General features: G+C 36.8%; 22 protein-coding genes and 1 pseudogene. 21 read left to right on the top strand and 2 right to left on the bottom strand.

Annotated features, from left to right (window positions below; translation table 11 throughout):
- Positions 1-25: 25 nt before the first annotated feature.
- From ACTJJ9_RS13670 to rlmH, 9 genes are all read left to right on the top strand, one after another.
- Entirely contained in the window at positions 26-1,471 is a 1,446-nt protein-coding gene (locus tag ACTJJ9_RS13670) for a peptidoglycan DD-metalloendopeptidase family protein (protein ID WP_145582740.1), read from the top strand.
- Between the two features lie 203 nt (positions 1,472-1,674).
- Entirely contained in the window at positions 1,675-2,379 is a 705-nt protein-coding gene (yycF, locus tag ACTJJ9_RS13665; protein WP_095302059.1) for a response regulator YycF, read from the top strand.
- Between the two features lie 4 nt (positions 2,380-2,383).
- Entirely contained in the window at positions 2,384-4,222 is a 1,839-nt protein-coding gene (gene walK, locus ACTJJ9_RS13660) for a cell wall metabolism sensor histidine kinase WalK (RefSeq protein WP_095302060.1), read from the top strand.
- Positions 4,219-5,553: a YycH family regulatory protein gene (locus ACTJJ9_RS13655; RefSeq protein ID WP_095302061.1), complete on the top strand. Its 1,335-nt coding sequence runs from the start codon at positions 4,219-4,221 to the stop codon at positions 5,551-5,553. Before walK ends, ACTJJ9_RS13655 begins: the two co-directional genes overlap by 4 nt.
- Positions 5,540-6,364: a two-component system regulatory protein YycI gene (locus tag ACTJJ9_RS13650; RefSeq protein WP_174879130.1), complete on the top strand. Its 825-nt coding sequence runs from the start codon at positions 5,540-5,542 to the stop codon at positions 6,362-6,364. Before ACTJJ9_RS13655 ends, ACTJJ9_RS13650 begins: the two co-directional genes overlap by 14 nt.
- A 1-nt stretch (position 6,365) precedes the next feature.
- Positions 6,366-7,160, top strand: a complete 795-nt coding sequence (locus ACTJJ9_RS13645) for an MBL fold metallo-hydrolase (protein ID WP_145582738.1) — start codon at positions 6,366-6,368, stop codon at positions 7,158-7,160.
- Between the two features lie 256 nt (positions 7,161-7,416).
- Positions 7,417-8,640, top strand: a complete 1,224-nt coding sequence (locus ACTJJ9_RS13640) for a S1C family serine protease (protein ID WP_145582737.1) — start codon at positions 7,417-7,419, stop codon at positions 8,638-8,640.
- A 185-nt stretch (positions 8,641-8,825) separates the two neighbouring features.
- Positions 8,826-8,981, top strand: a complete 156-nt coding sequence (locus tag ACTJJ9_RS13635) for a CxxH/CxxC protein (protein WP_095302065.1) — start codon at positions 8,826-8,828, stop codon at positions 8,979-8,981.
- A gap of 72 nt (positions 8,982-9,053) precedes the next feature.
- Entirely contained in the window at positions 9,054-9,533 is a 480-nt protein-coding gene (rlmH, locus tag ACTJJ9_RS13630) for a 23S rRNA (pseudouridine(1915)-N(3))-methyltransferase RlmH (protein ID WP_095302066.1), read from the top strand.
- Positions 9,534-9,618: 85 nt separating this feature from the next.
- Here rlmH and ACTJJ9_RS13625 read toward each other — a convergent pair whose 3' ends face one another.
- Entirely contained in the window at positions 9,619-10,797 is a 1,179-nt protein-coding gene (locus tag ACTJJ9_RS13625; protein ID WP_145582736.1) for a nucleoside transporter C-terminal domain-containing protein, read from the bottom strand.
- 856 nt (positions 10,798-11,653) lie between these two features.
- Here ACTJJ9_RS13625 and ACTJJ9_RS13620 point away from each other — a divergent pair.
- The 7 genes from ACTJJ9_RS13620 to dltD all read left to right on the top strand — a co-directional run bounded on the left by ACTJJ9_RS13620 (position 11,654) and on the right by dltD (position 18,403).
- Positions 11,654-13,396 (top strand): ATP-binding protein, encoded by a 1,743-nt coding sequence (locus tag ACTJJ9_RS13620; RefSeq protein WP_440768688.1) that lies wholly within the window; start codon positions 11,654-11,656, stop codon positions 13,394-13,396.
- Positions 13,397-13,475: 79 nt separating this feature from the next.
- Positions 13,476-14,147, top strand: a complete 672-nt coding sequence (locus tag ACTJJ9_RS13615) for a response regulator transcription factor (protein ID WP_095301643.1) — start codon at positions 13,476-13,478, stop codon at positions 14,145-14,147.
- Between the two features lie 14 nt (positions 14,148-14,161).
- A complete protein-coding gene (locus ACTJJ9_RS13610; protein WP_095301642.1) occupies positions 14,162-14,308 on the top strand; it encodes a teichoic acid D-Ala incorporation-associated protein DltX in 147 nt (48 codons plus the stop codon).
- Positions 14,309-14,325: 17 nt separating this feature from the next.
- Complete coding sequence (gene dltA / locus ACTJJ9_RS13605; RefSeq protein ID WP_145582734.1) at positions 14,326-15,828, top strand: D-alanine--poly(phosphoribitol) ligase subunit DltA; 1,503 nt, start codon at positions 14,326-14,328, stop codon at positions 15,826-15,828.
- Positions 15,825-16,982: a D-alanyl-lipoteichoic acid biosynthesis protein DltB gene (dltB, locus tag ACTJJ9_RS13600; protein WP_145582733.1), complete on the top strand. Its 1,158-nt coding sequence runs from the start codon at positions 15,825-15,827 to the stop codon at positions 16,980-16,982. Before dltA ends, dltB begins: the two co-directional genes overlap by 4 nt.
- 18 nt (positions 16,983-17,000) lie before the next feature.
- Complete coding sequence (dltC, locus tag ACTJJ9_RS13595) at positions 17,001-17,237, top strand: D-alanine--poly(phosphoribitol) ligase subunit DltC (RefSeq protein ID WP_095301639.1); 237 nt, start codon at positions 17,001-17,003, stop codon at positions 17,235-17,237.
- The gene (gene dltD / locus ACTJJ9_RS13590) at positions 17,237-18,403 is read left to right on the top strand and encodes a D-alanyl-lipoteichoic acid biosynthesis protein DltD (RefSeq protein WP_145582732.1); all 1,167 of its coding nucleotides are present in this window, start codon (positions 17,237-17,239) and stop codon (positions 18,401-18,403) included. The genes dltC and dltD overlap by 1 nt, the downstream gene beginning before the upstream one ends.
- 678 nt (positions 18,404-19,081) lie before the next feature.
- Here the strand turns inward: dltD and ACTJJ9_RS13585 are convergent.
- A complete protein-coding gene (locus tag ACTJJ9_RS13585; protein WP_145582731.1) occupies positions 19,082-20,254 on the bottom strand; it encodes an MFS transporter in 1,173 nt (390 codons plus the stop codon).
- Positions 20,255-20,334: 80 nt separating this feature from the next.
- Between ACTJJ9_RS13585 and yeiL the strand changes: the two genes are divergently transcribed.
- The 5 genes and pseudogenes from yeiL (at position 20,335) to ACTJJ9_RS13560 (ending at position 26,333) form a co-directional block, all read left to right on the top strand.
- Positions 20,335-21,006 (top strand): transcriptional regulator YeiL, encoded by a 672-nt coding sequence (yeiL, locus tag ACTJJ9_RS13580; protein WP_095301636.1) that lies wholly within the window; start codon positions 20,335-20,337, stop codon positions 21,004-21,006.
- Between the two features lie 644 nt (positions 21,007-21,650).
- The gene (gene codB / locus ACTJJ9_RS13575) at positions 21,651-22,877 is read left to right on the top strand and encodes a cytosine permease (RefSeq protein ID WP_095301635.1); all 1,227 of its coding nucleotides are present in this window, start codon (positions 21,651-21,653) and stop codon (positions 22,875-22,877) included.
- 22 nt (positions 22,878-22,899) lie between these two features.
- Positions 22,900-24,171, top strand: coding sequence for a cytosine deaminase (locus ACTJJ9_RS13570; RefSeq protein WP_095301634.1), 1,272 nt, complete (start codon positions 22,900-22,902; stop codon positions 24,169-24,171).
- Between the two features lie 335 nt (positions 24,172-24,506).
- Complete coding sequence (locus tag ACTJJ9_RS13565; protein WP_095301633.1) at positions 24,507-24,932, top strand: nucleoside 2-deoxyribosyltransferase; 426 nt, start codon at positions 24,507-24,509, stop codon at positions 24,930-24,932.
- 271 nt (positions 24,933-25,203) lie between these two features.
- A pseudogene (locus tag ACTJJ9_RS13560) lies at positions 25,204-26,333 on the top strand (DUF418 domain-containing protein).
- Positions 26,334-26,344 lie beyond the last annotated feature (11 nt).

The following is a 26,344-nucleotide window of genomic DNA, read 5'->3' as shown; positions in this document are numbered from 1 at the left end:
TATGAAAGAGTAGGAGGAAATACAATTGTTTATACAATCTCGAGGTGATAAAGGAGATGTATTACCCAGGAAGAAGTATTTAAAACCAATTATAGTAGGAGCTGCATTAGCAGTAGCTTTTACAATTGGAGCGGGTAATGTATCTGCAGAATCTTCTTTATCAACCGTTTATCACATCTATGTAAATGAAGAGTATATCGGTACTGTTAATAATAAAGAACAAATAGAAAAGCTTAAGAATGAGAAATTACAGGAAAGTAAAAGGGAGTATTCTAACCTGAATTTAACCCTTGAGAATATAGAAGTTATTCCTGAACAAATGTTTCGACCGGTTTTTAATAACGAAAGCACATTAGAAAAGCTTGATAAAGAGTTAGATGTAGTTGTTGAATCGACAGAATTAATCATTAATAATCAAGTCATAGCAAACTTTAATAGCCGCTCAGATGCAGAAGCTGTGTTAAATGCCTATAAGCGATCATTTGTATCCAATAGTGTATTAGAGGAACTTAAAATAAGAGAGCAAGCAAATATACAACCTAGTTCACTACAGGAAGGAAAGTCTCGAACATTAAATGTTACGTTTTCAGAAGATGTATCACTCGATGTAAAAAAGGTTTCACCTGATAAAATCCTAACTGTTGAACAAGGCATTAATTTATTAAAAACAGGAATCCCGAAAACAAAGATATATAAAGTACAGGAAGATGACGTATTAGGTAGTATCGCAAGTGATCATCAAATAACGTTAGAGCAATTGTTAACGTTAAATCCTGGATTAAATAAAGATTCAGTAATCAAGCCGGGAGATACTCTTAATGTCACAGTGTTAACACCAATTGTTCATGTGACGGAGAAAATTGAAGCTTTGCAGAAGGAAACAATATCTTTTGAAACAGAAGTGGTAGAAGACGCTACAATGCCGAAGGGTGAACAGAAAATCACTCAGGTTGGCCAAAATGGTGAGAAGCTAGTAAACTACTTAATCTATAAAGAAAATGGTACTGAAGTTAAACGAGAGATCACAAGCGAACAATCTGTTAAAGAGCCTGTAAAAGAAATTATCGTTAAGGGTACAAAGGTTATACCATCAAGAGGTACAGGAACGCTAAAATGGCCTGCAAATGGAGGTTATGTTTCTAGCGGATTAGGACAGAGATGGGGAAAGCTCCATAAAGGTATTGATATTGCAAGACCTAGCGATTTGACAATTAAGGCTGCAGACAACGGTAAGGTCGTATCGGCGGGGTATAGCGGTGGTTATGGAAATAAGGTTGTCATTGACCATAATAATGGATTGCAAACAGTCTATGCACATTTAGATTCAATTGCAGTATCTGCTGGTCAGGTTGTTTCCCAAGGTCAAAAATTAGGTGTCATGGGGAATACAGGGAATTCAACTGGAACTCATCTTCACTTTGAAGTTTATGAAAATGGTGCATTGAAAAACCCGATGGACTATTTAAATTAAGATTAGAGGTCTGACATTTTGTAGGAGTCAGACCTCTTTGCTATTATGAAATACTTTGCAGAGTAGATTTATACTAAAAGCATCCAATTTTAACAATCACTTTTTTGATAGATAACCGTTAATATTTGTAAAAGAGATGAATATCAATTGTGAAAATGGTACATTAAACATATAGAACAGTCGGAGATAAAGGGGCGAAAACAATGGATAAGAAAATTTTAGTTGTTGATGATGAAAAGCCAATCGCAGATATTTTAGAGTTTAATCTAAAGAAAGAAGGATATAACGTTTATTGCGCATATGATGGAAATCAAGCATTGGAAATGGTTGAGGAGATTAAGCCTGATCTTCTTTTATTAGATATTATGCTACCGAACCGTGATGGAATGGAGGTATGTCGTGAAATAAGGAAAAAATACGATATGCCAATCATTATGTTAACTGCAAAGGATTCAGAAATTGATAAGGTGTTAGGTCTTGAATTAGGTGCAGATGATTATGTTACAAAGCCATTTAGCACACGAGAGTTGCTTGCACGAGTAAAAGCTAATTTAAGAAGACAGCAAGCGAATGATAGTAATGAAACGAAAGCTTCAACTAATGAAATCAGTATTGGTTCACTTGTGATTCACCCTGATGCATATGTTGTATCAAAACGGGGTGAAACGATTGAATTAACTCATCGCGAATTTGAACTATTGCATTACTTAGCACAACATATCGGACAAGTTATGACAAGGGAACATCTTTTACAGACAGTGTGGGGATATGATTATTTCGGTGATGTTCGTACGGTTGATGTTACAGTGAGACGTCTACGAGAGAAAATAGAGGATAACCCTAGTCACCCAACATGGATTGTAACAAGACGTGGGGTTGGTTATTACTTACGTAACTCTGAGGAGTAGAGATATGAAGAAGGTTGGTTTTTTCCACTCGATTCATTTTAAGTTTGTATTAGTTTACGTCTTACTTATTATGATCGCCATGCAAATAATAGGAGTTTATTTTATTAGGGAATTGGAAAGCTCGTTAAAAACTAATTTTATTGATTCGATGTCAAAGCGAGTTAGCTTACTAGTTTATAATATTGGGCAGGAAATGAGCACTAAAGAATATGAAGATGAGGGAGTCTCGGGTACTGAAATTGACTCGATTATAAATGACTTTGCTGAGACAGGTGAGGTAAATGAAGTCCGAGTTATCGATGAGACACAAACTGTGATCGCAACTTCAAAGGCTGATAAAGATATTGTTGATAAGAAGACGAAAGAGGCGTTAGTACAGAGAGCACTTGTTTTCGGAAATCCGTTAATAGGCGATAAGCTTAGACTGGATAATGATAATCAGCGAGTCATTGAAATGGCATTTCCAATCAATTCGGAGAGCACGAATAGTGAATCTAATGGTGGTGCCGTATATATTGTTGCATCTATGGAAGAAGTTTATTCTCAGATGAAGATTATTAATAAAATCTTTGCGACTGGAACTGGCCTTTCCTTGTTTATTACTGCTGCATTAGGAATATTTTTAGCTAGAACGATAACTAGACCGATGACTGATATGAGAAAACAGGCAATTGAGTTAGCGAATGGTAATTATTCCCGCAAAGTTAAGGTGTATGGAGAAGATGAAATTGGACAGCTTGCGTATACGTTTAATTATTTAACTGAGAAGCTGGAGGATGCACAGGCTACAACCGAGGGTGAAAGGAAAAAACTTGCATCTGTTATTGCACATATGACAGATGGGGTTATTGCGACAAATCGCACAGGGAAGGTTATTTTAATCAATAATCCTGCACTTGAAATGTTAAATGTTTCACGTGGAACGATCAAAGATATCCATATTACGGAATTATTAGGTTTAGAGGATCATAATGGTTTTGAAAGCATGCTTGATGAGCAAGAATCACTTATTATAGAAACAGATACTAAGGAGCGCTCTTACATTCTCCGAGCGAGCTTTTCCGCCATACAGAAGGAATCGGGAGCAATTGATGGGGTAATTGTTGTTTTATATGACATAACCGAGCAGGAAAAAATTGAGCAGGAGAGAAGGGAATTTGTTGCGAATGTTTCCCATGAGTTACGTACACCTCTGACAACAATGCGAAGTTATTTAGAGGCGTTAGCTGATGGAGCATGGAAAGATGAGGAAATTGCTCCACAATTTTTAAGTGTAACTCAAACTGAAACAGAACGAATGATTCGTCTCGTTAATGATCTTTTACAGCTATCTAAGCTTGATCGGACAGACTATCGTTTAAATAAAGATTTGGTAAATTTCAGTGACTTTTTCAATAAAATAATTGATCGATTTGAAATGACAAAGGCACAGCATGTAGACTTTGTAAGGAAAATTCCTAATGAGGCTTTGTTTGTTGATATTGATACAGATAAGATTACTCAAGTTCTCGATAATATTATTTCGAATGCATTAAAGTATTCTCCAGAAGGAGGACAAATTACGTTCTCAATAGATGTACTACCAACAGAGCTACAAATCTATATTAGAGATCAAGGTGTTGGAATACCAAAAGGTAGTGAAAATAAGATTTTTGACCGGTTTTATCGGGTGGATAAAGCAAGATCTCGTAAATTAGGTGGTACAGGTTTAGGATTAGCGATTGCGAAGGAAATGGTCTATGCTCACGGAGGAGATATTTGGGCGAAAAGTAAGGAAGGGCATGGAACAACAGTTTACTTTACTTTACCGTATAACCCGGAACAAGAGGATGAGTGGGAATGAAAAAGGAATCAGTAAAAAGTGCCATCTTGACCGCGTTAATTATCATCAGTTTGCTACTAACCTGGAATATGTGGACATATCAACCTACATTATTTGATGCTAAGAAGGAAACTGATGTATATGAAGTTATGCCGATAACCAATACAATAAAAAAATATTATGAAGTTATAAAACCACAACAATTATTTATTCATGATGGTGAAAATCACTTTAGCACAATGGATGCTAGCCATTCAAATGATTTGTGGATGAAAATGCAGAGTTGGGAGTATAGTGATTTAGAAAGTGGAGTTGAAACCTTTTCTAGTGGTGAAAATTTGAAGGAAATTCAAAAGAATAGTATCGAGTTAAGATTTTTAAATGAAATACCAATGAAGACATTCCAGACGATGTTAGAATGGGATGCAGATACCGAGAATGTTCAGTTTGACAGAATTTATTTAAAAGCCGGTGAAACCGGTGGTATTCAAAGTGTCTATTTTGTTTCATATGATAAAATGAGGTATGTTGAATCATCTGTAAACAACAATAGTGAGGCTACTCAGAAAGTGAAGCAACTTTTTAATGATAGAAATAATTTAGAAAAATATTATTCCTTCAATATAAGTGAAGGAAAGGAAATCTTTTTACCTGTTAATGAACCCAAAATGGTGAAGCATCAATATAAAGTAGAAGAGATAGCAGGTTCAAGGTTTAGAGACGCTTTGTTCAGCAATAGTTCTGTTATCAAACAGGACTCGATTACTAGTAAAAATAGTTATACGGACGCTATTAGTTTGTTGGATATATATCCAGAACAGCATAGAGTTTATTATGTAAATCCAGCTGTTGATGATTCAGTTCCTCTTGAAGCCAGCACATTAGTTGATCAAAGTATTAAATTTTTAAATCAACATGGCGGTTGGACAGATGAATATATGTTATTTGATATAGATGATAAGGAAAATAAAATATCGTATATTATGCAGATTCATTCAATCCCTGTAATACCTTTTGATGAGTATCCTCAAACGATGATCATTCAAAAATGGGGTCAAAATGAAGCTGCTTCATATGAAAGACCTTCATACCGGATCGATTTTGAAATTAATAGTAATAATGAAATTATGTTAATGTCAGGAAAAAAAGTAGAAGAGCTCTTAAAAGCTAATAATGATATAGACAAAGAAGATATAAGTAATATCTATATTGCCTATCAACTAGAAAATGTAGAAAACCAAGGTATTGTAAACGTTACTCCAGTATGGTGTATTGAAATGAACAATGGTAAATTAAAGACATTTAAAGACGAAATCGTACAATCTGGAGGAAATGCAAATGGAATGGAGTAAAACGAAAACCATTTTTATTTTAGCTTTTCTCATATTAGATCTTTATTTAGCCTACTCCTTTTATGAAATGCGGAGCGACTCTATTGTAGAGCCAATGGTTGAAACAACGACAGAAGAGGATTTGCAACTAGCCGGAATTACTTATTCAAAGCTTCCAGAATCTCAGGAAAAGGGGTTTTATATTACGGCTAAAAGTAAGGAGTTTACAGCCGAAGAAATAGCTAAGCTTAAGGATCAAAGCCAAAGAAGCACAATAGGTGAAAGCTCCATTACAACACTATATATGGATTTAGACAAACCATTTCCATTACCTGATGTTAATGCTGAGGTCAAGGCGGATCAATTTGTGAAAAATAATGTATTGTACGGTGAGTTATATCATTACTGGTATTCAGATGAAAAATCAAATACAATGATTTATATTCAGGAATATAAGGACAACAAAATATTTCAAGAGCTAGATGAACATATTGCAATGGTCATATTAAATTTGAATGAAAAAAATGAGATCGTTTCGTATAATCAATCTATGCTAGAGGATATAAAAGAAGTACAAGAGAAGGAAGTTACTGTATCACCACTAGAAGCTATTGGTGTCCTTTATACAAAAAATCTATTGCAGATGAATAGCAAAATTGTTGAAGTAGATTATGGATATTACACAAATATTCCTTTATCAAATCAGCAAATTTTAGCTCCAACTTGGCATCTTATTGTAGAAACGGACCAAGGTGAGAGAAAAGACTATTATGTGAACGCGTTAGCGGGAGAAGTATTACAATCAGCAGAAAAATCGATTAGGAGTGAATAATATGGGCTTGCAATTTAGTGTACTTGCAAGCGGGAGTACGGGGAATGCTATTTTTGTAGAAACAGAAAATCAATCCTTTTTAGTTGATGCAGGATTGAGTGGTAAGCAAATGCAACAATTATTTGAGCAAATTGGAAAAGATATTAGTAAACTATCAGGAATTCTAGTTACACATGAGCATAGTGATCATATTAAAGGATTAGGAGTACTTGCTAGGAAATATAAGCTACCAATTTACGCAAATGAAAAAACATGGAATGCGATGGATGGGTTAATTGGAAAAATTGAAACAGGGCAAAAATTCATTTTTCAGACAGGCTCAGTTAAAACATTTGGATCATTGGATATTGAATCATTTGGAGTTTCACATGATGCAGCAGAACCGATGTTTTTTGTCTTTCATCATCAAGGGAAAAAACTAGCATTAATTACTGATACAGGTTATGTTAGCGATAGGATGAAGGGCACCATTCATAATGCAGATGCGTTTGTTTTTGAAAGCAATCATGACGTTTCAATGCTCCAAATGGGTCACTATCCTTGGAGCATAAAGCGACGCATATTAAGCGATGTAGGTCACGTCTCAAATGAGGATGCAGCAATTGCCATGTCTGATTGTATTGGCGATGCGACAAAACGAATCTATTTAGCTCACTTAAGTAAGGATAATAATATGAAGGATTTAGCTCGAATGTCCGTCCAACAAACCTTAGCAAGTAAGGGCTTTATAACTGGTGAGCAATTTGAGCTATACGATACAGATCCAACAACCCCGACACCACTTGTAGCAATTTAACAACGAGAAAAATATACTGTAGGGAAAACTCATGAAATGCTAGGTAATGAGTGTCATTTCATGAGGAACCTTAAGTACTCCATTTATCATTTCATCCCTAATACATATTAGATTTTCTATGGAATTTTATCATTTTCATTACATATAATCCATTTATTCACCTATCATAGAGGCATTGTTTTGGATAATTTTTTGCGATCAAGTGAATAATGGTGATTAGGACTATTCATAACTAGAGCAAAAGGAAGTGACTGTTATGGGCTATTATGATCAGGATTATGAAGAGTATCAACCTAAAAAACAAAAGGGAAATCGCGGGGGATGGTTTTTAGCAGGATTAGTTGGTGCAATACTTGGAGGATTGCTCGTCATTGTTGCCATTCCCACTTTATCAAATTTAGATTTTCTTCCCTATAAAATGGATATAACAGGTGAAGACGAACAGGAAGATACGGGTGAAACGACAACAGGTCCTGTTAAAAATGTCTCAGTTGAGGTAAATTCCGCAATTACTGGTATTGTTGACGAGGTATCAGATGCAGTTGTAGGTGTCGTAAATCTACAAGAAGCGGGCTTCTGGAACGAGACAGGTGAGGCTGGAACCGGATCAGGTGTCATTTATAAAAAGGAAGGTAAAAATGCCTTTATTGTAACGAACCACCATGTTATTGCAGGCGCCTCAGAAATTGAAATTAGCTTAAGTGATGGAACTAGAATTCCTGCTGAATTATTAGGTAGTGATGAGTTAACAGACTTAGCAGTATTACGTGTTAGCAGTGAACAGATAACGAAGGTTGCTGAGTTTGGTAATTCAGATAAAGTAAAACCAGGTGAGCCTGTCATCGCAATAGGAAATCCATTAGGGTTACAATTTTCAGGATCTGTAACACAAGGTATTATTTCAGGAACAGAGAGAGCAATACCAATTGATGAAAACGGTGATGGCCAAGTAGATTGGAATGCAGAGGTTTTACAAACAGATGCTGCAATAAACCCTGGTAACAGTGGCGGGGCGTTGATTAATATGGATGGCCAAGTAATTGGGATCAATTCAATGAAAATCGCTGAAGCTGCTGTTGAAGGGATTGGCTTATCTATTCCGTCTAATCACGCAATACCGATTATTAGTGATTTAGAGAAGTACAGTGAAGTAAGACGTCCGTATATGGGAATTGGGATGAGATCATTAAATGAAGTTTCTAGTTACCATGTGGAACAAACATTAAAGCTTCCGAAAGAGGTAGAGGCAGGAATCGTCGTTATGAGTGTTGATCCAATTTCCCCAGCAGGTCAAGCTGGATTGCAGGAGCTTGATGTGATTACAGAATTTGCTGGTAAAGAAATTAAAGATATTATTGAGTTAAGAAAAGTATTATATGAGCAAAAAATTGGTGATACAGTCAAATTTACCTTTTATCGGGAAGGTAAGAAGATGACAGGAGAAATGAAATTAGGAGAGCAACATTCGATTGGAGGCTAAAGGTTAGCCTCTTTTTTTTTTGCGTTTAGTAAATTACGAAATTTAATAAATGTAGAAAAGCGCTCGTCATCGGCCTCAAGCTTTCTTTGTGGATAAATGAAAAGAAATATATGGTTTGTGGATAAACAGAAAAAATGGTAAAACTAAATAATGAACATCCACATGTGGATAAGGAGGAGTTAAGCATGTATAGCTGTGAAGAACATATAGAATTAGCAATTGATATGTATGTAGACGAAAAAGAGTTAGCACCGGAGATTGAAAAATTAGATAATTCAAGAAAGTTATCCACAAGTTGTGATTTGTGTACAAACCCAGCAGTATATATAGTAGGGAACTAATATTCGGTGGATGGTGTGGATAAAACGAAGCTAAATGTGGATAACTTTTGATGGTGGAAATGGGGAACAAATATGAATATTTCAATCATAACGATAGGCAAGCTAAAAGAAAAATATTTAAAGCTTGGTATCGATGAATATTTAAAAAGACTTTCAACATACGCAAAGGTAGACGTTATTGAATTACCAGATGAAAAAGCACCAGAAAATCTTAGCGAAATTGAAATGGAGCAGGTAAAGGATAAAGAGGGAGAAAGAATATTAGCAAAGATAAACGACGACACACACGTTATAGCCCTTGCAATCGAAGGAAAGATGAAATCCTCCGAACAGCTTGCCAAAGACCTTGACCAGCTCGCTACATACGGAAAAAGTAAAATAGCCTTCATCATTGGCGGTTCACTAGGCCTTAGCAAACAAGTCATGAACCGCGCCAACGATACACTATCCTTCTCAAAAATGACCTTCCCACACCAACTAATGCGGCTTATATTATTAGAGCAGGTGTATCGGGCTTATCGGATTAATCGGGGTGAACCGTATCATAAATAAGTGAGGTATATGAAAAAAACCACTAAGAACGTTAATTCATAACGTTTTTTTAGTGGTTTTTCTTATATTAGTTACCAAGCTTGTACTATAAAACAAAACTAACGATGATACCTGAAAGTATGCTTACAAGTGTGGCGCCATATAACAGTTTCAATCCAAAACGCGCGACGGCATTTCCTTGCTTTTCATTCAGACTTTTAACAGCCCCAACAATAATGCCAATAGATGAGAAGTTGGCGAAGGAAACTAGGAATACAGAAAGAATTCCCATTGTTCGTTCACTAAAGTGATAATTGCCTCCGGATAAATCCAACATCGCCACAAATTCATTGGTCAATAGTTTAGTCGCCATAATTGATCCGGCACTAACTGCTTCCGAGAAAGGTATTCCCATAATGAAAGCAATTGGAGCGAATAGATAACCTAAAATCGTTTGGAAAGAAACATTAAATAATAACTCAAACACATGATTGAATCCCGCCATTAATGCAATGAACCCAATTAACATCGCCCCGACGATAATTGCCACCTTAAAACCATCAAGGATATACTCACCGAGCATTTCAAAAAACGATTGCTTTTCTGCCTGTATTTCTAATATATCTTCACTTGGGTCGACTTTGTACGGATTAATAATTGTAGCTATGATAAAACCGCCAAATAAATTTAAAACTAAAGCTGTGACAATATATTTTGGTTCCAGCATTGTCATATATGCACCAACTATGGACATTGATACAGTTGACATTGCCGAAGCACATAAAGTATACAAACGCTGGTTCGAAAGCAGGCCGAGTTGTTTTTTTAATGTGATAAAAACCTCTGACTGTCCGACCATCAATGAGGCAACTGCATTATATGATTCAAGTTTCCCCATCCCGTTCACTTTACTTAATAACAACCCAATTCCCTTCATAAGGAATGGTAGGATTTTCAGATGCTGTAGAATACCAATTAATGCAGAAATAAATACAATTGGAAGCAATACCGTTAAAAAGAATGGAGCCTCTCCCTCGTTCGCTATGCCGCCAAACACGAAAGTAATTCCTTCGCTTGCATATTCGAGAAGCTTGTTAAAAACAGCAGCAATTCCCTTGATGATGATTAAGCCAAATTCTGTATTTAACAGTAACAAGGATAAAAGAATTTGAATGATAATCATCGTAATAATTGGTATGAATTTTATTTCTTTACGATTGGAACTTGCCAACCAAGCTAAAAACAATACAACGAGAATACCTAAAATAGAAATAACGTATTGCACATGGAACCTCCTGATAAATTCAATAATTTGAGACTGCTTACATAAATTATCTCAGAATAATACCCTTTTTTACTTTTGATTGCAATAGATATTTTGTCCATATTTAATAAAAAAGAACCGGACATAGTTTATTTAAGGGAAAATATCGATTGTGAGTAAACTTCATCTTATCTTTAAAGCGTATAAGTTTCGTCTCTGTCCAAAAAAAAAGCAGCTTGAACTGCTCAACAAGAATTAGCTTTGCTGAAATCGGTAGCAAGCTTTGCATATTATCAACTTGTTGCATAGTTAATAATTGGAAGATAGGCAGGTGTTCATAGTAATCGATCACTTCAAATAACTAGTAATGGTGCTAAGTGGCGAGTGGTTCAATCTTCCCCTTGTTTGAATTATTCCATACTAACTTAACTTTTTCAAACAACAAAATTTTTTTGTCGTGTAAGAGTCCTTTTGATAAACAGGAAATTTAGCGGACTCAAGGTTTCTTGCAGATTGTTTTTATCGAGGCAATAGGTTTGCGACAATAGTTTAACAGATGTTCTTGCAAGGATATATCGGAAAGGGAAAAATATTTACGATATGGTGCATCAAATATAGTCAACAAGTTGGTCTATTTTTCTGCGGTTGTTTTCCAATGCGATCAACTGATATATCACTAAAGTATTGCACATTGTCTTTTAAGTATAATCATATACTGATTAGCTTTGCCCCTCCTTTTTGGTATGCCTAGGTACAAAAAAGGTTTCACAACTTTGAAAAAATGTTTACGATATGGAGGGCTGTATATGGACACACAAAAAACATACCCGTAGCTTAAGTTATTAATAAACTGTCGTATGAAATAAAGGAGTATAACATGAGAAAACGCGGCATCACCGTTAAATTATTCGCTGTAACAGCTTTATTCTTTTTGGTGTTTTACGCCATGATAATGATATTTCAGCTATTATTCTTTGATCGTTTTTATCAGCATCATAAAACAAAGGAAGCAGCAAAGCACATACATCAATTAGCAGAGGGTTATGAGAACAATTCCTGGAGCGAAGAGGAATTGACAAGACAGACACTTTCTTACATGAGGAAGACCAAAAGCCCGTTGACGATTGTAGACGCAGAGGGTTTTCAGTTGGTAAAGGATCCGTTTAACATCATGCTGGAAACAGGAGATGGCAAGGTTGTAGAAGTACCACTTTCCTTACTTGTCACAAATTACGGAAAACAGTTGCGAGCATTGAATATTACAAAGGGAGATACATTGATTGTGCAAGGAGAAACAGATGCTACGGTTCCTTCGGTCATTTATCCATCAGTTATTACGAAGAATGAGTTTAGTGTCGGTGAAGATCCAGTCGAGAATGATGTGACAATCGAAGGGAAAGTAAAAAGCATTTCGCTACCTAAGGCTGGGATGATAAATAGAGGACTAGGGATCCTCTATGATGCGCTGCTAGAATGGTTCCCGCTTAAGGAGGCGCAGATAAAGCAGCTTTCCAAAGGGGAAAGTCTGCAGCTGGACTGGGTGGAATCATGGAGTGGAAAACATAATTTAGTACTAATTGAGCCGTTTAAGAAAGACGGGGAAATGCAATATATGTTCTCTGTCACATCTCTTCAGGAAATCAGAGATACGAATGAAGCACTTCAAATATTTTATGTATATATCGGAATCGCAGGCTTCATTCTCATCCTTTTGCTGTCGTTATTCTTCTCCCGCCTTGTTAGCAGACCTCTGATTAAGCTGAATGAAATGGCAAAAAAAATGGTGCACCTAGACTTCTCATCGGCGAAGCCAATTAAGCAGAAGGATGAGCTAGGGAGCCTTTCAAACAATATGCTTGTTATGGCGCAAAATCTAGATGTTGCCTTAAATGAATTGAAACAAGCGAATGGGAAGCTAAAGCAGGATATGGAAAAACGTGTGCAGATGGAAAAGGAGCAGCGCGAGTTTTTCGAGCATGCATCACATGAATTGAAGACACCGCTTAGCATAGTCAAAAGCTTCGCTGAGGGGCTTCAGGATGGGGTCAGTCCGGATAAGCATGACCACTATATAGAAGTGATCATTGAGGAGTCAGAAAAGATGGAAGTCCTGATAAAAGATATGCTTGATTTGGCTAAGCTGGAGAACGGTGCAATTAAATTAAGAAAAACATCTTTTCTCCTTAGTGAAATGATAGAGGATTTGGCAGATAAACTATTCTGTATAGCAAAAGAGAAAAATGTCGTCATTGAAATCATGCCGAAGAATGAACAGCATATTTTGGCGGATTATGAGTGGATGGAACGAGTAATGAAAAATCTTCTAGTTAATGCGATCAGGCACAGTAAGCCCGATTCTGTCATTGCGATTCGAATCGAATTGGATCAGGAAAACGGAGGCAGTGTGTTCAAAATTGAAAACAAAGGCGCACAAATACCAGAAGAGCAGATAGAAAAGATCTGGAAACGTTTCTATCGGACCGAATCTTCTCGGAGCAGAATGACAGGTGGTACAGGATTAGGATTGGCCATTGTCCAGCAAATTCTTGATCTTCATGCATTTCATTACGGAGCGGAAAACATACCTGATGGTGTGCGTTTCTATGTTCGTTTCAATTAATGGGACTAATTGCTTATTAGGACACATGAAAGACATATAACTTTGTTAATATATTGAAAGATTGGAAGGAAGATTCACGATGGGGAAGAAAGTATTGCTTGTCGAGGATGAAGTGAGAATCCGAGAAGTTGTAGCCGATTATTTCAAAAAGGACGGCTGGGAAGTGTATGAAACGGATAATGGCCGCAGTGCAATCGACTGGTTTGATGCCATTTATCCAGATTTAGTCATTCTCGATATCATGATGCCGCAAATGGATGGATTTGCTGTCACAAAGCAGGTTCGAATGAGGTCTGGTGTACCAATTATCCTGTTGACAGCAAAATCCAGTGACGATGATAAAATTCAAGGGTTTGAACTTGGAGCCGATGATTATGTTACCAAGCCATTCAGCCCAAGAGTGTTAGTAGCACGTGCTAATTCTTTAATGAAACGGGCAACCGAACAATACATGCCGACCGGTCATATGATCAGCTTCGGGAAAGCAATTGTTAATACGAAGTCCCATCAGCTTCAGCTTGAGGGTCAACAAGTCGATTTGACGCCAAAAGAATATGAATTATTGGTGTTTCTGCTTCATCATAAAAATAATGTCCTTTCACGCGAAACAATTTTGAATCACGTATGGGGGTTGGACTTCGATGGTGATAATCGAGTTGTTGATACACATATAAAAAAGCTGAGAGCTAAATTAAGCTGTGAATCACATCATATCCGGACTGTTATTGGAACCGGCTATAAATTTGAATAAAAGGGAGAGAGAAGATGAATAAGCTCAAACAGCTTTATACGAACAATTATGTCCGTTTTGCTTTACATACTTGTTTTTATCTAGCAATCCTTATTACCTTGTTCTTGATGTACGGCTTCCATACCGCGAATACTGGCAACTATATTTATAATGATTTTTAAATGGAGAAGATAATAGAATGAAACTTTTAACTCGTATTGCACAGCATGCAGCAAGAAACCCGGAACAGACAGCATTTCGTACAGAGGATCAGGTGCTAAATTACAGATTGCTTTGGGACAGATCAAGCAGGCTAGCAAGCTTAATTCATGCCACACAGCTTGAGCGGCAGACGCCAATCGTTGTGTATGGTCATATGGGAACCGATATGCCGGTATCGTTCCTCGCGTGTGTAAAGGCTGGCCACCCTTATATACCGTTAGATACATCGATTCCAATGGAACGAGTGCGTCTTATTGTAGAAAAATCTGGTGCAAGATTGGTAATTAATACAACAGATAGCATGCTGGATTTTAATAATGTCACTGTTTTACACGTACCGACACTGCAGCTGGAAAAAGAAGAGCTTATTGGTAATGAATATTGGGTCAAGCCTGATGAAGTCTTTTATATCATTTATACATCCGGCAGTACTGGAAATCCAAAAGGCGTTCAAATAACCGCAGCAAATCTGCAATCTTTTACCGATTGGATGACAGGTGACTTTCCACTAGATCAAGGAAAGGTGTTTTTGAATCAGGCACCCTTTTCATTTGATTTGTCTGTGATGGACTTTTATCCAGCACTGCAGAGCGGGGGTACAATTCATACATTGGAGAGAGAAGTAATCAATAAGCCGAAGCTTTTGTTTGAGAACTTGAGTCGTTCTGCATTGCAAATATGGACATCGACGCCATCATTCGTGCAAATGTGTTTCCCAAATCCCGACTTTAATCAAAAAATGCTTCCTGAGCTAGAGGTATTCCTTTTCTGTGGTGAAGTACTACCATTAGCCGTGGCCAAAGAGCTGAAAGAACGTTTCCCAAGGGCAAGGATTTTCAATACTTATGGGCCTACAGAAGCAACAGTTGCTGTGACGTCGATTGAAATTACGGAAGAATTGCTTGCTAAAGAGAAGGCGCTACCGGTTGGCTATCCAAAATCCGATATGCGTATTTTCGTTATGGACGAATTGGGTAACCCGTTGCCTGAAGGTGAAAAAGGAGAGCTTATCCTTGCGGGGCCAAGTGTGTCAAAAGGCTACCTAGGTGAACCGTTACTGACAGAAAATGCATTCGGCATTATAAACGGAATGAACGCCTATCGTACCGGAGACGCCGGCTTTATTCAGGACGGGTTGGTGTACTGCCAAGGTAGGCTGGATTATCAAATCAAGCTGCATGGTTATCGGATGGAGCTGGAAGAGATTGAATTCCACCTTAATCAGTCTGATTATATTAAGTCTGCTATTGTTATCCCATATGCACCAAACGAGGAAATTGAATATTTAATTGCGGCAGTGGTACCAGCGGAGCATAGCTTTGATAAGGAGTACAAGCTGACAGCTGCTATTCGAAAAGACCTTGCTTTGCGCTTACCGGCATATATGATTCCGCGTAAGTTCACGTATTATACTGCTATTCCAATGACGATGAATGGGAAAGCAGACCGTAAGAAAATGAAGGAAGAGGTATTCGCATGACCCCGTATAGCTCTTTCCTTTTCTTTATTATTCTAGGTATCTTGCTGCTGCCGACGATGATTCTTGGCACAATGGGCAAGCGCCTACGGTATTACAATGTGTTCGTCTCCATTGTTGTATTGGCTATTATATTTTCAGAAGGGAACGCAGGGTTCTTCTCGTTAGTAGCCTTCACCATCCTTCAGGTTGTACTGGTCAAAGGCTATATTACTTATCGACAGACAAAGAATAGCAGCCTCGTATTCTATGTAATAAGTTTTCTATCGATCCTACCTTTGATTTTATCGAAGGTTTTACCGATATTGGCAGTGGATAACTGGGCAAGCTTTCTAGGAATATCCTATCTGACATTTCGAGCTGTCCAAATCATTATTGAAACAAGAGATGGATTGATTAAGGAGCAGCTCTCAATTTTTCAGCTTGTCAATTTTATGCTATTTTACCCGACAATTTCATCAGGTCCAATTGATCGCTTCCGGCGATTTCAGAAGGATGAAGAAAAGTGTTGGACACCTGAGGAGTACAAGGAACTACTTTATAAAGGGATTAATAAAATCTTCATTGGTTTTTTGTATAAATTTATAATTGGCTATAGCATCAATACATACTTCATTATGAATCTAGATTATATAGCAGATGGCAAGTTTAGCTATCATCTGTTATACATGTACAGCTATAGCTTGTATCTATTCTTCGACTTTGCCGGCTATACGGCGTTTGCAGTCGGAGTCAGTTATATAATGGGAATCCGATCACCGGAGAACTTTAATAAGCCATTCATCAGCCGAAACATCAAGGATTTCTGGAATCGATGGCATATGTCACTGTCGTTCTGGTTCCGTGATTATGTGTTTATGCGCTTCGTCTTTCTGATGAAGAAGAAAAAATGGATACAGAACAAAATGCTCGTTTCGAATCTAGGTTATGCCCTGCTGTTCCTGCTGATGGGAATATGGCATGGAGTAGCGATTCAGTACATCATTTATGGAGAATATCATGCCTTGATGATGGTAGGATTTAATTTCTTCGAGACCTGGAATAAAAAACATAAACGCTGGCCAACAGGGAGAGTAATGACATTTGTGTCTATCGTCATCACTTTCCATGTCGTTTGTTTCGGCTTTTACCTGTTTTCTGGCAAACCATTTCAATAATAAAAGGGGAATATAAATATGAATTTTAAAGAGAAAGTACTACAAATTATTGCAGAAGTTTGTGAAGATGATGTTGTGAAAGAAGAGCATGATTTGGATATATTCGACGCAGGACTGATTGATTCATTTGCGACAGTAGAATTACTTGTTCAATTCGATGAGCAGCTTGATATCAATGTACCGATTACAGAGTTCGACCGTGATACATGGAATACACCAAATGCTATTGTTGATCGTCTGAATGAGCTGAAATAATGAAGAAGAAGTATCTGTTTGGACCGATCATTCTTGCATTGGTCTTGTTTGCCGGGGTCGTATTCGTACCCGTATCATGGCTGGTTAAGTTAGTTCCAGCGGATCGTTTGGCGGAATCGGCTACAAGCCTGGAGCCAAATATGTTCCAAGGAACTTATTTACAAAGTGAAATGCTTAAACGTTCAACATATGTTCCAATCTATGGTTCTTCTGAATTGTCGCGCTGGGATCCATTCCATCCATCGAATTATTTCGAAACGAATGACGCTACCTTTACACCTTATTTAATAGGAAAAGGCGGAATGACCTCTATTATTCATGATGTAAATTTTGCAACACACGCCGCTCAATTGAAGAATAAGCAAATGGTCATCATCGTATCGCCGCAATGGTTTGTAAAGCATGGTACAGACGAGCAGCATTTTGCACCAAACTATTCCTCCCTGCAAGCGTACCAGCTTCCTTTCAATAAGGAAGTTAACGAGCAGCTGAAACGAAAATTAATGCAGCGTTTGATGATGTATAACGCGGTCAAGAACGACCCGATACTTTATCAGCTTTACGATGCTTACCTGAATGACAAAAAGGTTATGTTTAATACTTTATCAGTTCCTGCAAAGGCATATATATCTATCCTTGAGAAAAAGGATCTGTATTTCACACTTCTGAAAGATAAACCAACTAATCGTCATCAGTCAGGCGAAGTGAAGGATAAGTCATGGGAAGAACTGAAGGCACAAGCTGATTCTCATGGCGAGAAACGGACACAGCATTCCAAATTTTATATTGATGACAAAGTGTATAATCATAAGAAGCACTATATCAAGAGTATGGAAGGAAAGAACAAAGGACATTCCTATGCAGAATCACCTGAGTACGGTGATTTCCAGCTGATGCTTGATATTCTTAAGGAAGCTGAGGCTAAACCACTTTTTGTTATTATCCCAGTGAACGGGGCGTATTATGACTACACAGGCTTCACGGAAAAAGGACGGCAAGACTACTACACTCGTATAAAGAAGCAAATTAATGATAGCGGCTTTACCTACGCCGATTATTCCGACCATGAATACGATCCTTACTTTATGCGTGACACGATTCATATCGGCTGGAAAGGCTGGGTTTATTTAGATGAGGATATGCAGAAGTTCCTTGAAAAACACTAGGTAGGCAATTTTAATCCCAGTAAAGTAGCTAGTTTTATAAAGAAACTACTTAACAATATAAAATGGTGACTATAACATGCTACCCATTTGGTTGTTTTCTACATTATCCAACGTTAAGGTGAATCTTACATAAGTAAATGAGATTCCTTCATTTGTACATTCTAAACTAACAATATTCTAATCTAAAAAAGGCATTGTTCTTCAGAACAATGCCTTTTTTGAAGTTAAATAAACATATCCAGGATGAGGACTCCAACAAGTCAACTAAAGAAATATTCGTTACCATGATCGACCAAGTTTTAATGTTCTTTCCGATAGAAGGCACTAAAAATTGCATAGGTAATTTTTTATGTGATAGTACATTATTACTGTTAACGTAAAAACAGGGGATTATCAGAGAGGTAAAGGAAGCTGGATTAGGATTAAAAGAAGAGCTTACAATTGTATAACCCTCTCTCTTTTTATGTCAATTAAGTATATTTAAGATTAATTGCATTATTTTGATGAGTTACGTTAAATAGTCTCATTAGTCATTAATGGTTGCTGATAATTGGAAAAAAGTGAGGTTTATCAAAATTAGATAAATCTCATCTTCTTTGTTTTATATTTTAAAGATAGAGAAATGTGGGCTTGTCCGTTTAAAAAAATTAATCACCTTTATATGCTTAGACAAAAGAGCTAAACAGAAATTAAAACTTCTTGTTTAAGCTCTAGCTTTCGATATACAAGGGCAATTAACATTGCTGGCAAGGTACAAATAATCATTCCAATAAAGGCATATCTTGGTTCAATTTCGTATAAATAGCCTCCGAAGATAGTAAACACTGCCGTGCTCCAGCTTAGCGCAAGCGCTGAATACATGCCTTGTGCTTTCGGAATCTGTGCGTGTGGGATGTTATTGATTAAGTACTTCATAAAAGCAAAATGCCCCATAGCAAACGAAAATGCATGTAAGGTTTGCGCAACACAGAAAACAATAACATTAGGAAAGGCGAACACTAATATCCAACGAATTGAAGAACCAATTGCTGCTAGTGTCAGCAAAGTGCCTACAGAAAATTTGTTAAAGCTTTTATCTGCAATTGAGAAGAATATGATTTCTGCAATTACAGCAATGTTAATAATAAAACCGATTAGGTATATTGGTGCTTGAATATCTTGAAGAAAAATATAGCCATAATTGTAATAAGTAGCATGTGCTGCTTGCAGTAAAATGACAATTATGAGCACTAAACTAAAGTGTTTGATACGGAATAAGCGTAACATGCTTACTTGTTGTGTTTGCTTTACTTGTGGCTTTTTAGATAAAACATCAGGTGCATTCATAAAGCTTAAAAATACAAAACCAGTCATTCCAAGCAATAGTGCCCAAAAAATAACCTCATCTCCAAGCATTCCTGTAAAAATGGTTAAAATCATGCCAATTGAGACAAATCCTATTGATCCCCATTGACGACTTCTTCCATAATGTCTTAATTGTTTACTTTGCACAAGGATACTTGCAGCACTATCTAATGCAGGCATTAAAGCTGGATAAAATATGTGTAAAAGCATAGTTACTATCAATAAACCAGCAAAGGAGTTTACCGGAATATAACAAAGAATTGTAACGAGTGTACCGAGTCCGGCCACATTTAATAAGATTTTACTGCTCAATCGCCCTGATAAATAGGGAAAGGCAAATAATGTGGATAGTCCTCTTGCAATTAAACCGAAGCTCATGATTAAGCTAGCTTGTGATACTGTAATTCCTTTTGTATAAATCATCCACCCAGACCAATAAGGTAGAAAAATACCCCATGTCATAAAAAAACTAAAGAAACGTGTACTCATCCAACGTTGTGTATTCATTATTATCCTCCTCATTGATTGCATGATATCATGGAATGAAATATAAATAATATGAGAAATCTCATATTTTGAGGTGTAATATGGAAGTTTACAAAGGTGAAAAAAAGCGGTTGTTTTTAGAAAAAAATCCAATAGCACATCTATTTTCCATTCAAGTTGAGGAGTTTATAGAAGTGCACGAATATGTGCGAGATGAATGGATTATTAAAGAGGGCTTGAGACCGGCTTATCTTTATTATGTAATTGAGGGGAAAGCTAAAATATATGTAACACATCAAAATGGAAAAGTATCGTTAATAAATTTTATTAATGCCAATGATTATATTGGGGAAATGGAATTATTAAATGAAGTGTACTATACAAAGGGGATTCAAGCATCAACGAAGACGGTTTGTTTTGCGCTTCCGTTTCATCGCTATCGTACACAATTACTGGAAGATACAAAATTTCTACGTGAATTGACCAAATTTTTAAGTGTGAAGGCTACACTTATGGCAGCTAAGTATTCACAAATTCTCGCTTTCCCACTTGAAAATCGGCTAGCAGATTTTATTTTACAAACTGCTGATGAAGGGATCTATAGGGAAAAGCACGTAACGGTTTGTGATTATTTAGGTGTATCCTATCGACACTTATTGTATGTACTTACACAATTTTGTGATAAAAATTATTTGCACAAGGAAGGTCGACATTATCGAATTAAACAATACCATTCCTTGTATGAACTTGCAGAAGTGTTGAGGAATAAATAATCATTTAGAAGCTTTCAAGGTAATTTACTAAAAGTTTAAGTGAACGCCAGTAAGTAGGTGTAATTCTACTTTTTTAAAATTGGCGCTGATTAATCCTAGTTGTTTATTTCGCAACAGGGGTTCGCTTTTAATTGGCTGTCCGGGAGCTTCTTTGAGCGTTAGTGCCTGATGAGGGCTCCCTTTGACATACTTCTTTCGTAGGGGTCTCACATAAACAAATCTCAACAATAGGCTCTAAAATATCCCTAAATTTAAAAATAGCACATGATGTTTTAAGAGTTGCAATAAACATAAAATTATTTCAATAAAATAAATTTCAAGATAAATTAATGGGATTTGTTCAATATCCACGAATGCCAAAAAATGTTATATACTGATTTGTAACTACCTTTTTAACACAAAATGAATGATTGACATCAAGAAGGTTTTTTGGAATAATGAATTTAATTGCATAATGGTACCTTTAAATCAGTCCAGAGAGGCTGACAAGGACAGCGGATTTTTTATGATATACGACGGATAGGTGTATTTACCTATATATCGTATTTTGTAATGGAAAAAGAGGCTAATTGTCAGGAGACTGGTGATTAGCCTCTTTTTTTGTGCTGTGGTATCAGGAAACATTAGATTTGGAGGAAATAATCATGGATAAAGTAGATTTAGAGTTTTCGTGGCAGGCAGTACCAAAATCGAACCGTAATAATTTCTGGAAAACATTATCAGTCATGTTGGGATTTACGTTTTTCTCTGCGAGTATGTTAGCTGGAGGAGAGCTAGGACTTGGCTTAACATTTACGCAGTTTATTTTAATTGTATTAGCAGGTAACTTAGCACTTGGGATTTATACAGGGGCCCTTGCGTACATCGCAGCAAAAACGGGGCTATCAACACATTTATTAGCAAAATATGCATTTGGTGATAAAGGATCATATTTACCTTCATTTTTATTAGGCTTTACTCAAGTTGGATGGTTTGGTGTAGGGGTAGCAATGTTTGCTGTTCCTGTAGCAAAGGCGATGGATTGGAATGTATATGCGTTAATTTTTATCTTTGGAATAGCAATGACAGCATCTGCAATATACGGAATGAAATCATTAGTCGTTTTAAGCTTTATTGCGGTACCAGCAATTGCAATTTTAGGAGGTTATTCTGCATTTGAAGCTACGCAGACGCTCGGTGGGTTTGGTGCATTATTTGATTATGAACCTAAAGAAACGTTAACAATTGCTGCGGCTTTATCAATTTGTATCGGCTCCTTTATTAGTGGTGGTACTTTAACACCTGACTTTGCACGATTTGCAAATACTTCACGTTCTGCCGTCGTGGCAACGGTGATTGCGTTCTTTCTAGGGAACTCATTAATGTTCCTATTTGGGGCACTTGGATCGATGTCTTATGGTTTAGGGGATATTTCAGAAGTAATGTTTTTACAAGGATTAATGATCCCAGCGATTATCGTTTTAGGATTAAATATTTGGACAACAAATGACAATGCCCTTTATGCATCAGGCTTAGGGTTTGCGAATATCACAAAGATTTCAAAAAAGGTGTTTGTTGTAGTAAACGGCCTAATCGGTACAGTGCTTGCGATGTGGATGTACAATAATTTTGTAGGATTTTTAAATGTCCTTGGTGCTGCTATACCTTCAATTGGTGCTATTATTATAGCTGACTATTTCTTTGTAAGACGTGGAAAATATGGTAAGTTTGAAGAGATGAAGTTTAAAACAGTGAACTGGATATCAATCGTAGCATGGGCGATCGGTGTAGTCATAGCTCAGGTTGCACCAGGTATTACTCCGTTAAATGCACTAATTGGAACAGCTGTAGTATATATCGTATTTATGTACATTGCTTCTAACAAAAAATGAATCAAAGAAAAGGTGATCACTGATGATAATTCAAAATGCAACATTAAGAGGTAAAGAAGGACTTTGGCATATTGTTGTTAAAGATGGTCAATTTGCGGCGATTACCCAAAATCTCGGTGAAATCGATCCGAATGAAGAGGTAATGGATGTAAAGGGATCTCTTGTTTTACCACCTTTTATTGAGCCACATATTCATTTAGATACAACATTAACTGCTGGTGAGCCGGAATGGAATCAGAGTGGAACATTGTTTGAAGGGATTCAACGCTGGTCCCAGCGTAAGGAATCTTTAACACATGAAGATGTAAAGGTGCGGGCAAAAACAGCTTTAAAATGGCAAATTTCGCAAGGGATTCAACAGGTTCGTACACATGTAGATGTGACAGATCCAAATTTAACAGCTTTAAAAGCAATGCTCGAAGTGAAAGAGGAAATGGCTCAATTTGTCGATATTCAGCTTGTCGCGTTTCCACAAGAGGGGATTTTATCATACCCTAACGGTGTAGAATTGCTTGAAGAATCACTAAAAATGGGTGCTGATGTTGTCGGAGGGATTCCTCATTTTGAGTTTACTAGGGAATATGGTGTAGAGTCTTTAAAAATCGCTTTTGATCTCGCTGAAAAATACGATCGCTTAGTAGATATCCATTGTGATGAAATCGATGATGAACAGTCTCGATTTGTAGAAGTTGTTGCAAAAGAGGCATATGAACGTGGAATGGGTGCTCGAACAACAGCGAGTCATACAACAGCAATGGGCTCTTATAATGATGCTTACACATACAAATTATTTAGATTATTGAAGCTATCTTCTATTAACTTTGTTTCAAATCCACTTGTGAATATTCACCTTCAGGGAAGATTTGATACATATCCAAAGCGAAGAGGCTTGACACGGGTAAAAGAATTACAGGAAGCAGGGTTAAATATTTGCTTTGGACATGATGATATATTTGATCCATGGTATCCACTTGGAACGGGAAATATGCTTCAAGTGTTACATATGGGAATCCATGCTTCACAATTAATGGGTTATGAGCAAATTGTAAATTCAATCGATTTGATTACGAAAAATAGTGCAAAAACATTACACATTGAAGATGGATACGGAATCGAAGTTGGGAAGCCAGCTAACTTTATCGTCTTATCTGCAGAAAATGAATATGAGGCAATTCGCAAGCAAGCGACAGTCAGATATTCTGTACGAAAGGGTAAGGTTATTGCTGAAACAAAGCCAAGTGAAACATCGATAACATTAGGCGAATCTAAAGAGAAGATTGATTTTAATAGATAATAGATATTTGGGCACAACTTTAAATAGGGCTGTGCCTTTTCCCATAAAGGGATTAATTTTAAGACAAGGCTCTTTTCTAAAAGAATGTATTTAGTACTACCTATATAAGGGTTGATTGGAGCTGGTTGCGAGACTCCTGCGGGATGCGTGGGAGAGGTTAATCTTGAGCAGGTGTTACACTGAGGAGGCTCACCACCCACCCCGCGGAAAGCGAGTACTGCAAAAGGAAATCAACCAAGACGATTACTCTGTTAAAAGAAACAAAGTCTGCGAAAACAGCCTAAGACAAAAACAAAAGTAGTGATTCTAAAAATCATCAAGGGGGTCAAAGGAAAATGAAAAGAGTTTATTTAGCTAGTCCGTTTTTTAATGAAAAAGAGATTGAATATGTGGAACAGGTTGAGAAGATTTTAGAGGAGAAGGGTTTGAATGTTTTTTCACCGATGAGAAACCAACTGGACGAAAAGCTTGAGACTGGTTCTCGTCAATGGTCAATCGAAACATTTATGAATGATTTAAAATACATTAAGTGGGCTGAAATTGTTGTAGGTATCTATCATGGTAACTATTCAGATAGTGGAACAGCCTGGGAACTTGGTTACGCATATGCTTCTGACAAGCCAGTTATTTTAGTTCATGTTGGTGAAAACAGTAATCTTATGGTGCACGAAGGTTCACATGCAAATCTTACTTTGGATGAACTTAAAGATTATGACTTCAACAAATTAGCTAGTTCTTTCTATACAGGTGAAATGTTCTAAGGATTAAACACCAACAAACCTTATTTAAGTTTGCTAAGGTAAAATAGCTTCTCATTAAATTATATTAGTATAATACCGTTCTTTGAAAAGGGCTTGCCATTTGGCAGGCCTTTTCGTTTTTAACTAGGAATATAATGAGCAATTTTGATTGTTGATTTAGCACTTTATGACACCTGTCATGAGGTTTTCCTTACAGGTGTGAATGTCGATCCATTCTTTTCTTAGATACGATAAGAATACAAATAAATTTAATTAGAAAAGGATGAAATGAATGGACATCAAAGGGAGAATTCGCTTACTCGATATTTTGCGAGGAATAGCAATACTTGGGACGTTAGGAACGAATATTTGGATTTTTGCACACTTAGGGGATTTATCGTATATTACGACATCAAATTATTCTGGATGGTGGAAACCAGATGATTTTCTGCGAATGATCGTGCTATTTTTGGTGAATGGAAAGCTTTTAGGTATGTTAACCATTATGTTTGGGGTAGGGATGGAGCTGAAATATCAGCAAGCATTGAGAAGAAAAAGAGCTTGGCCTGGAGTGTATTTATGGACAGCAGCTTTTTTACTTATAGAGGGATTCCTCCATTATACATTTGTAATGGAATATGACATTTTAATGAGTTATGGAATCACTGCCATTATTGTAGCATTTATCATAAAAGGTGGAGATCGCTTTATCGATAGAACGATGAAGGTAATCGGAAGTGTCTTTGCAGCTTTTATTTTGTTTATGTTAGTAGTTGGCTTGCTTGGATCAAATATGTCGTTAGGTAATTTTAGTGAGGTTGTTGCCCTTTATCAAAGTGGCAGCTGGCTTGAACAGGTACAATATCGATTCTTAAACTTCTTTGCCCTAAGAAGTGAAGCATTTTTTATTATTCCAATGAATATCTTTTTGTTTTTACTTGGCGTTAGGATGATGCGTTCTGGAGTTTTTTCTCCTGATGAGAAGGGAAGGAAGCATCGCGACAAGCTTTTTAAAATTGGGATATATCTTGGTGTACCTTTAAATATGCTCATTTTTACACCTGGGGGAGCCTTTGATTTACCAGTTCGATATTTGTTTGCACCATTACTTTCGCTAGGTTATATTTCAATTATTGGTAAATTATTGGAGTATTATAAATGGGAGTGGCTCTGGCGCTGTCTTGAAAAGGTTGGGAAAATGTCTTTAAGCTGTTATGTCATGCAAAATATTATTTGCTCAATCGTCTTTTATGGTTGGGGGCTTGCCTTTGGTGGAAAGGTTAATTCCTTCATGGTTATAGCCATTTGGTTACTTATTTCACTTTTACAAATTATCATTTCATCTTTTTGGCTTCAAACTTTCAAAGCGGGCCAATGGAATTTATTCGACAACGTACATTAAAGGTGTTCATTTCTAATTAAGGAATGGGAGG

Source organism: Metabacillus sp. 22489, from assembly GCF_052044855.1.
In the GTDB taxonomy this organism is placed as follows: domain Bacteria; phylum Bacillota; class Bacilli; order Bacillales; family Bacillaceae; genus Metabacillus; species Metabacillus niabensis.
Note: the sequence above shows the minus strand (reverse complement) of the source record. Positions and strands in the feature narration are given on the sequence as shown.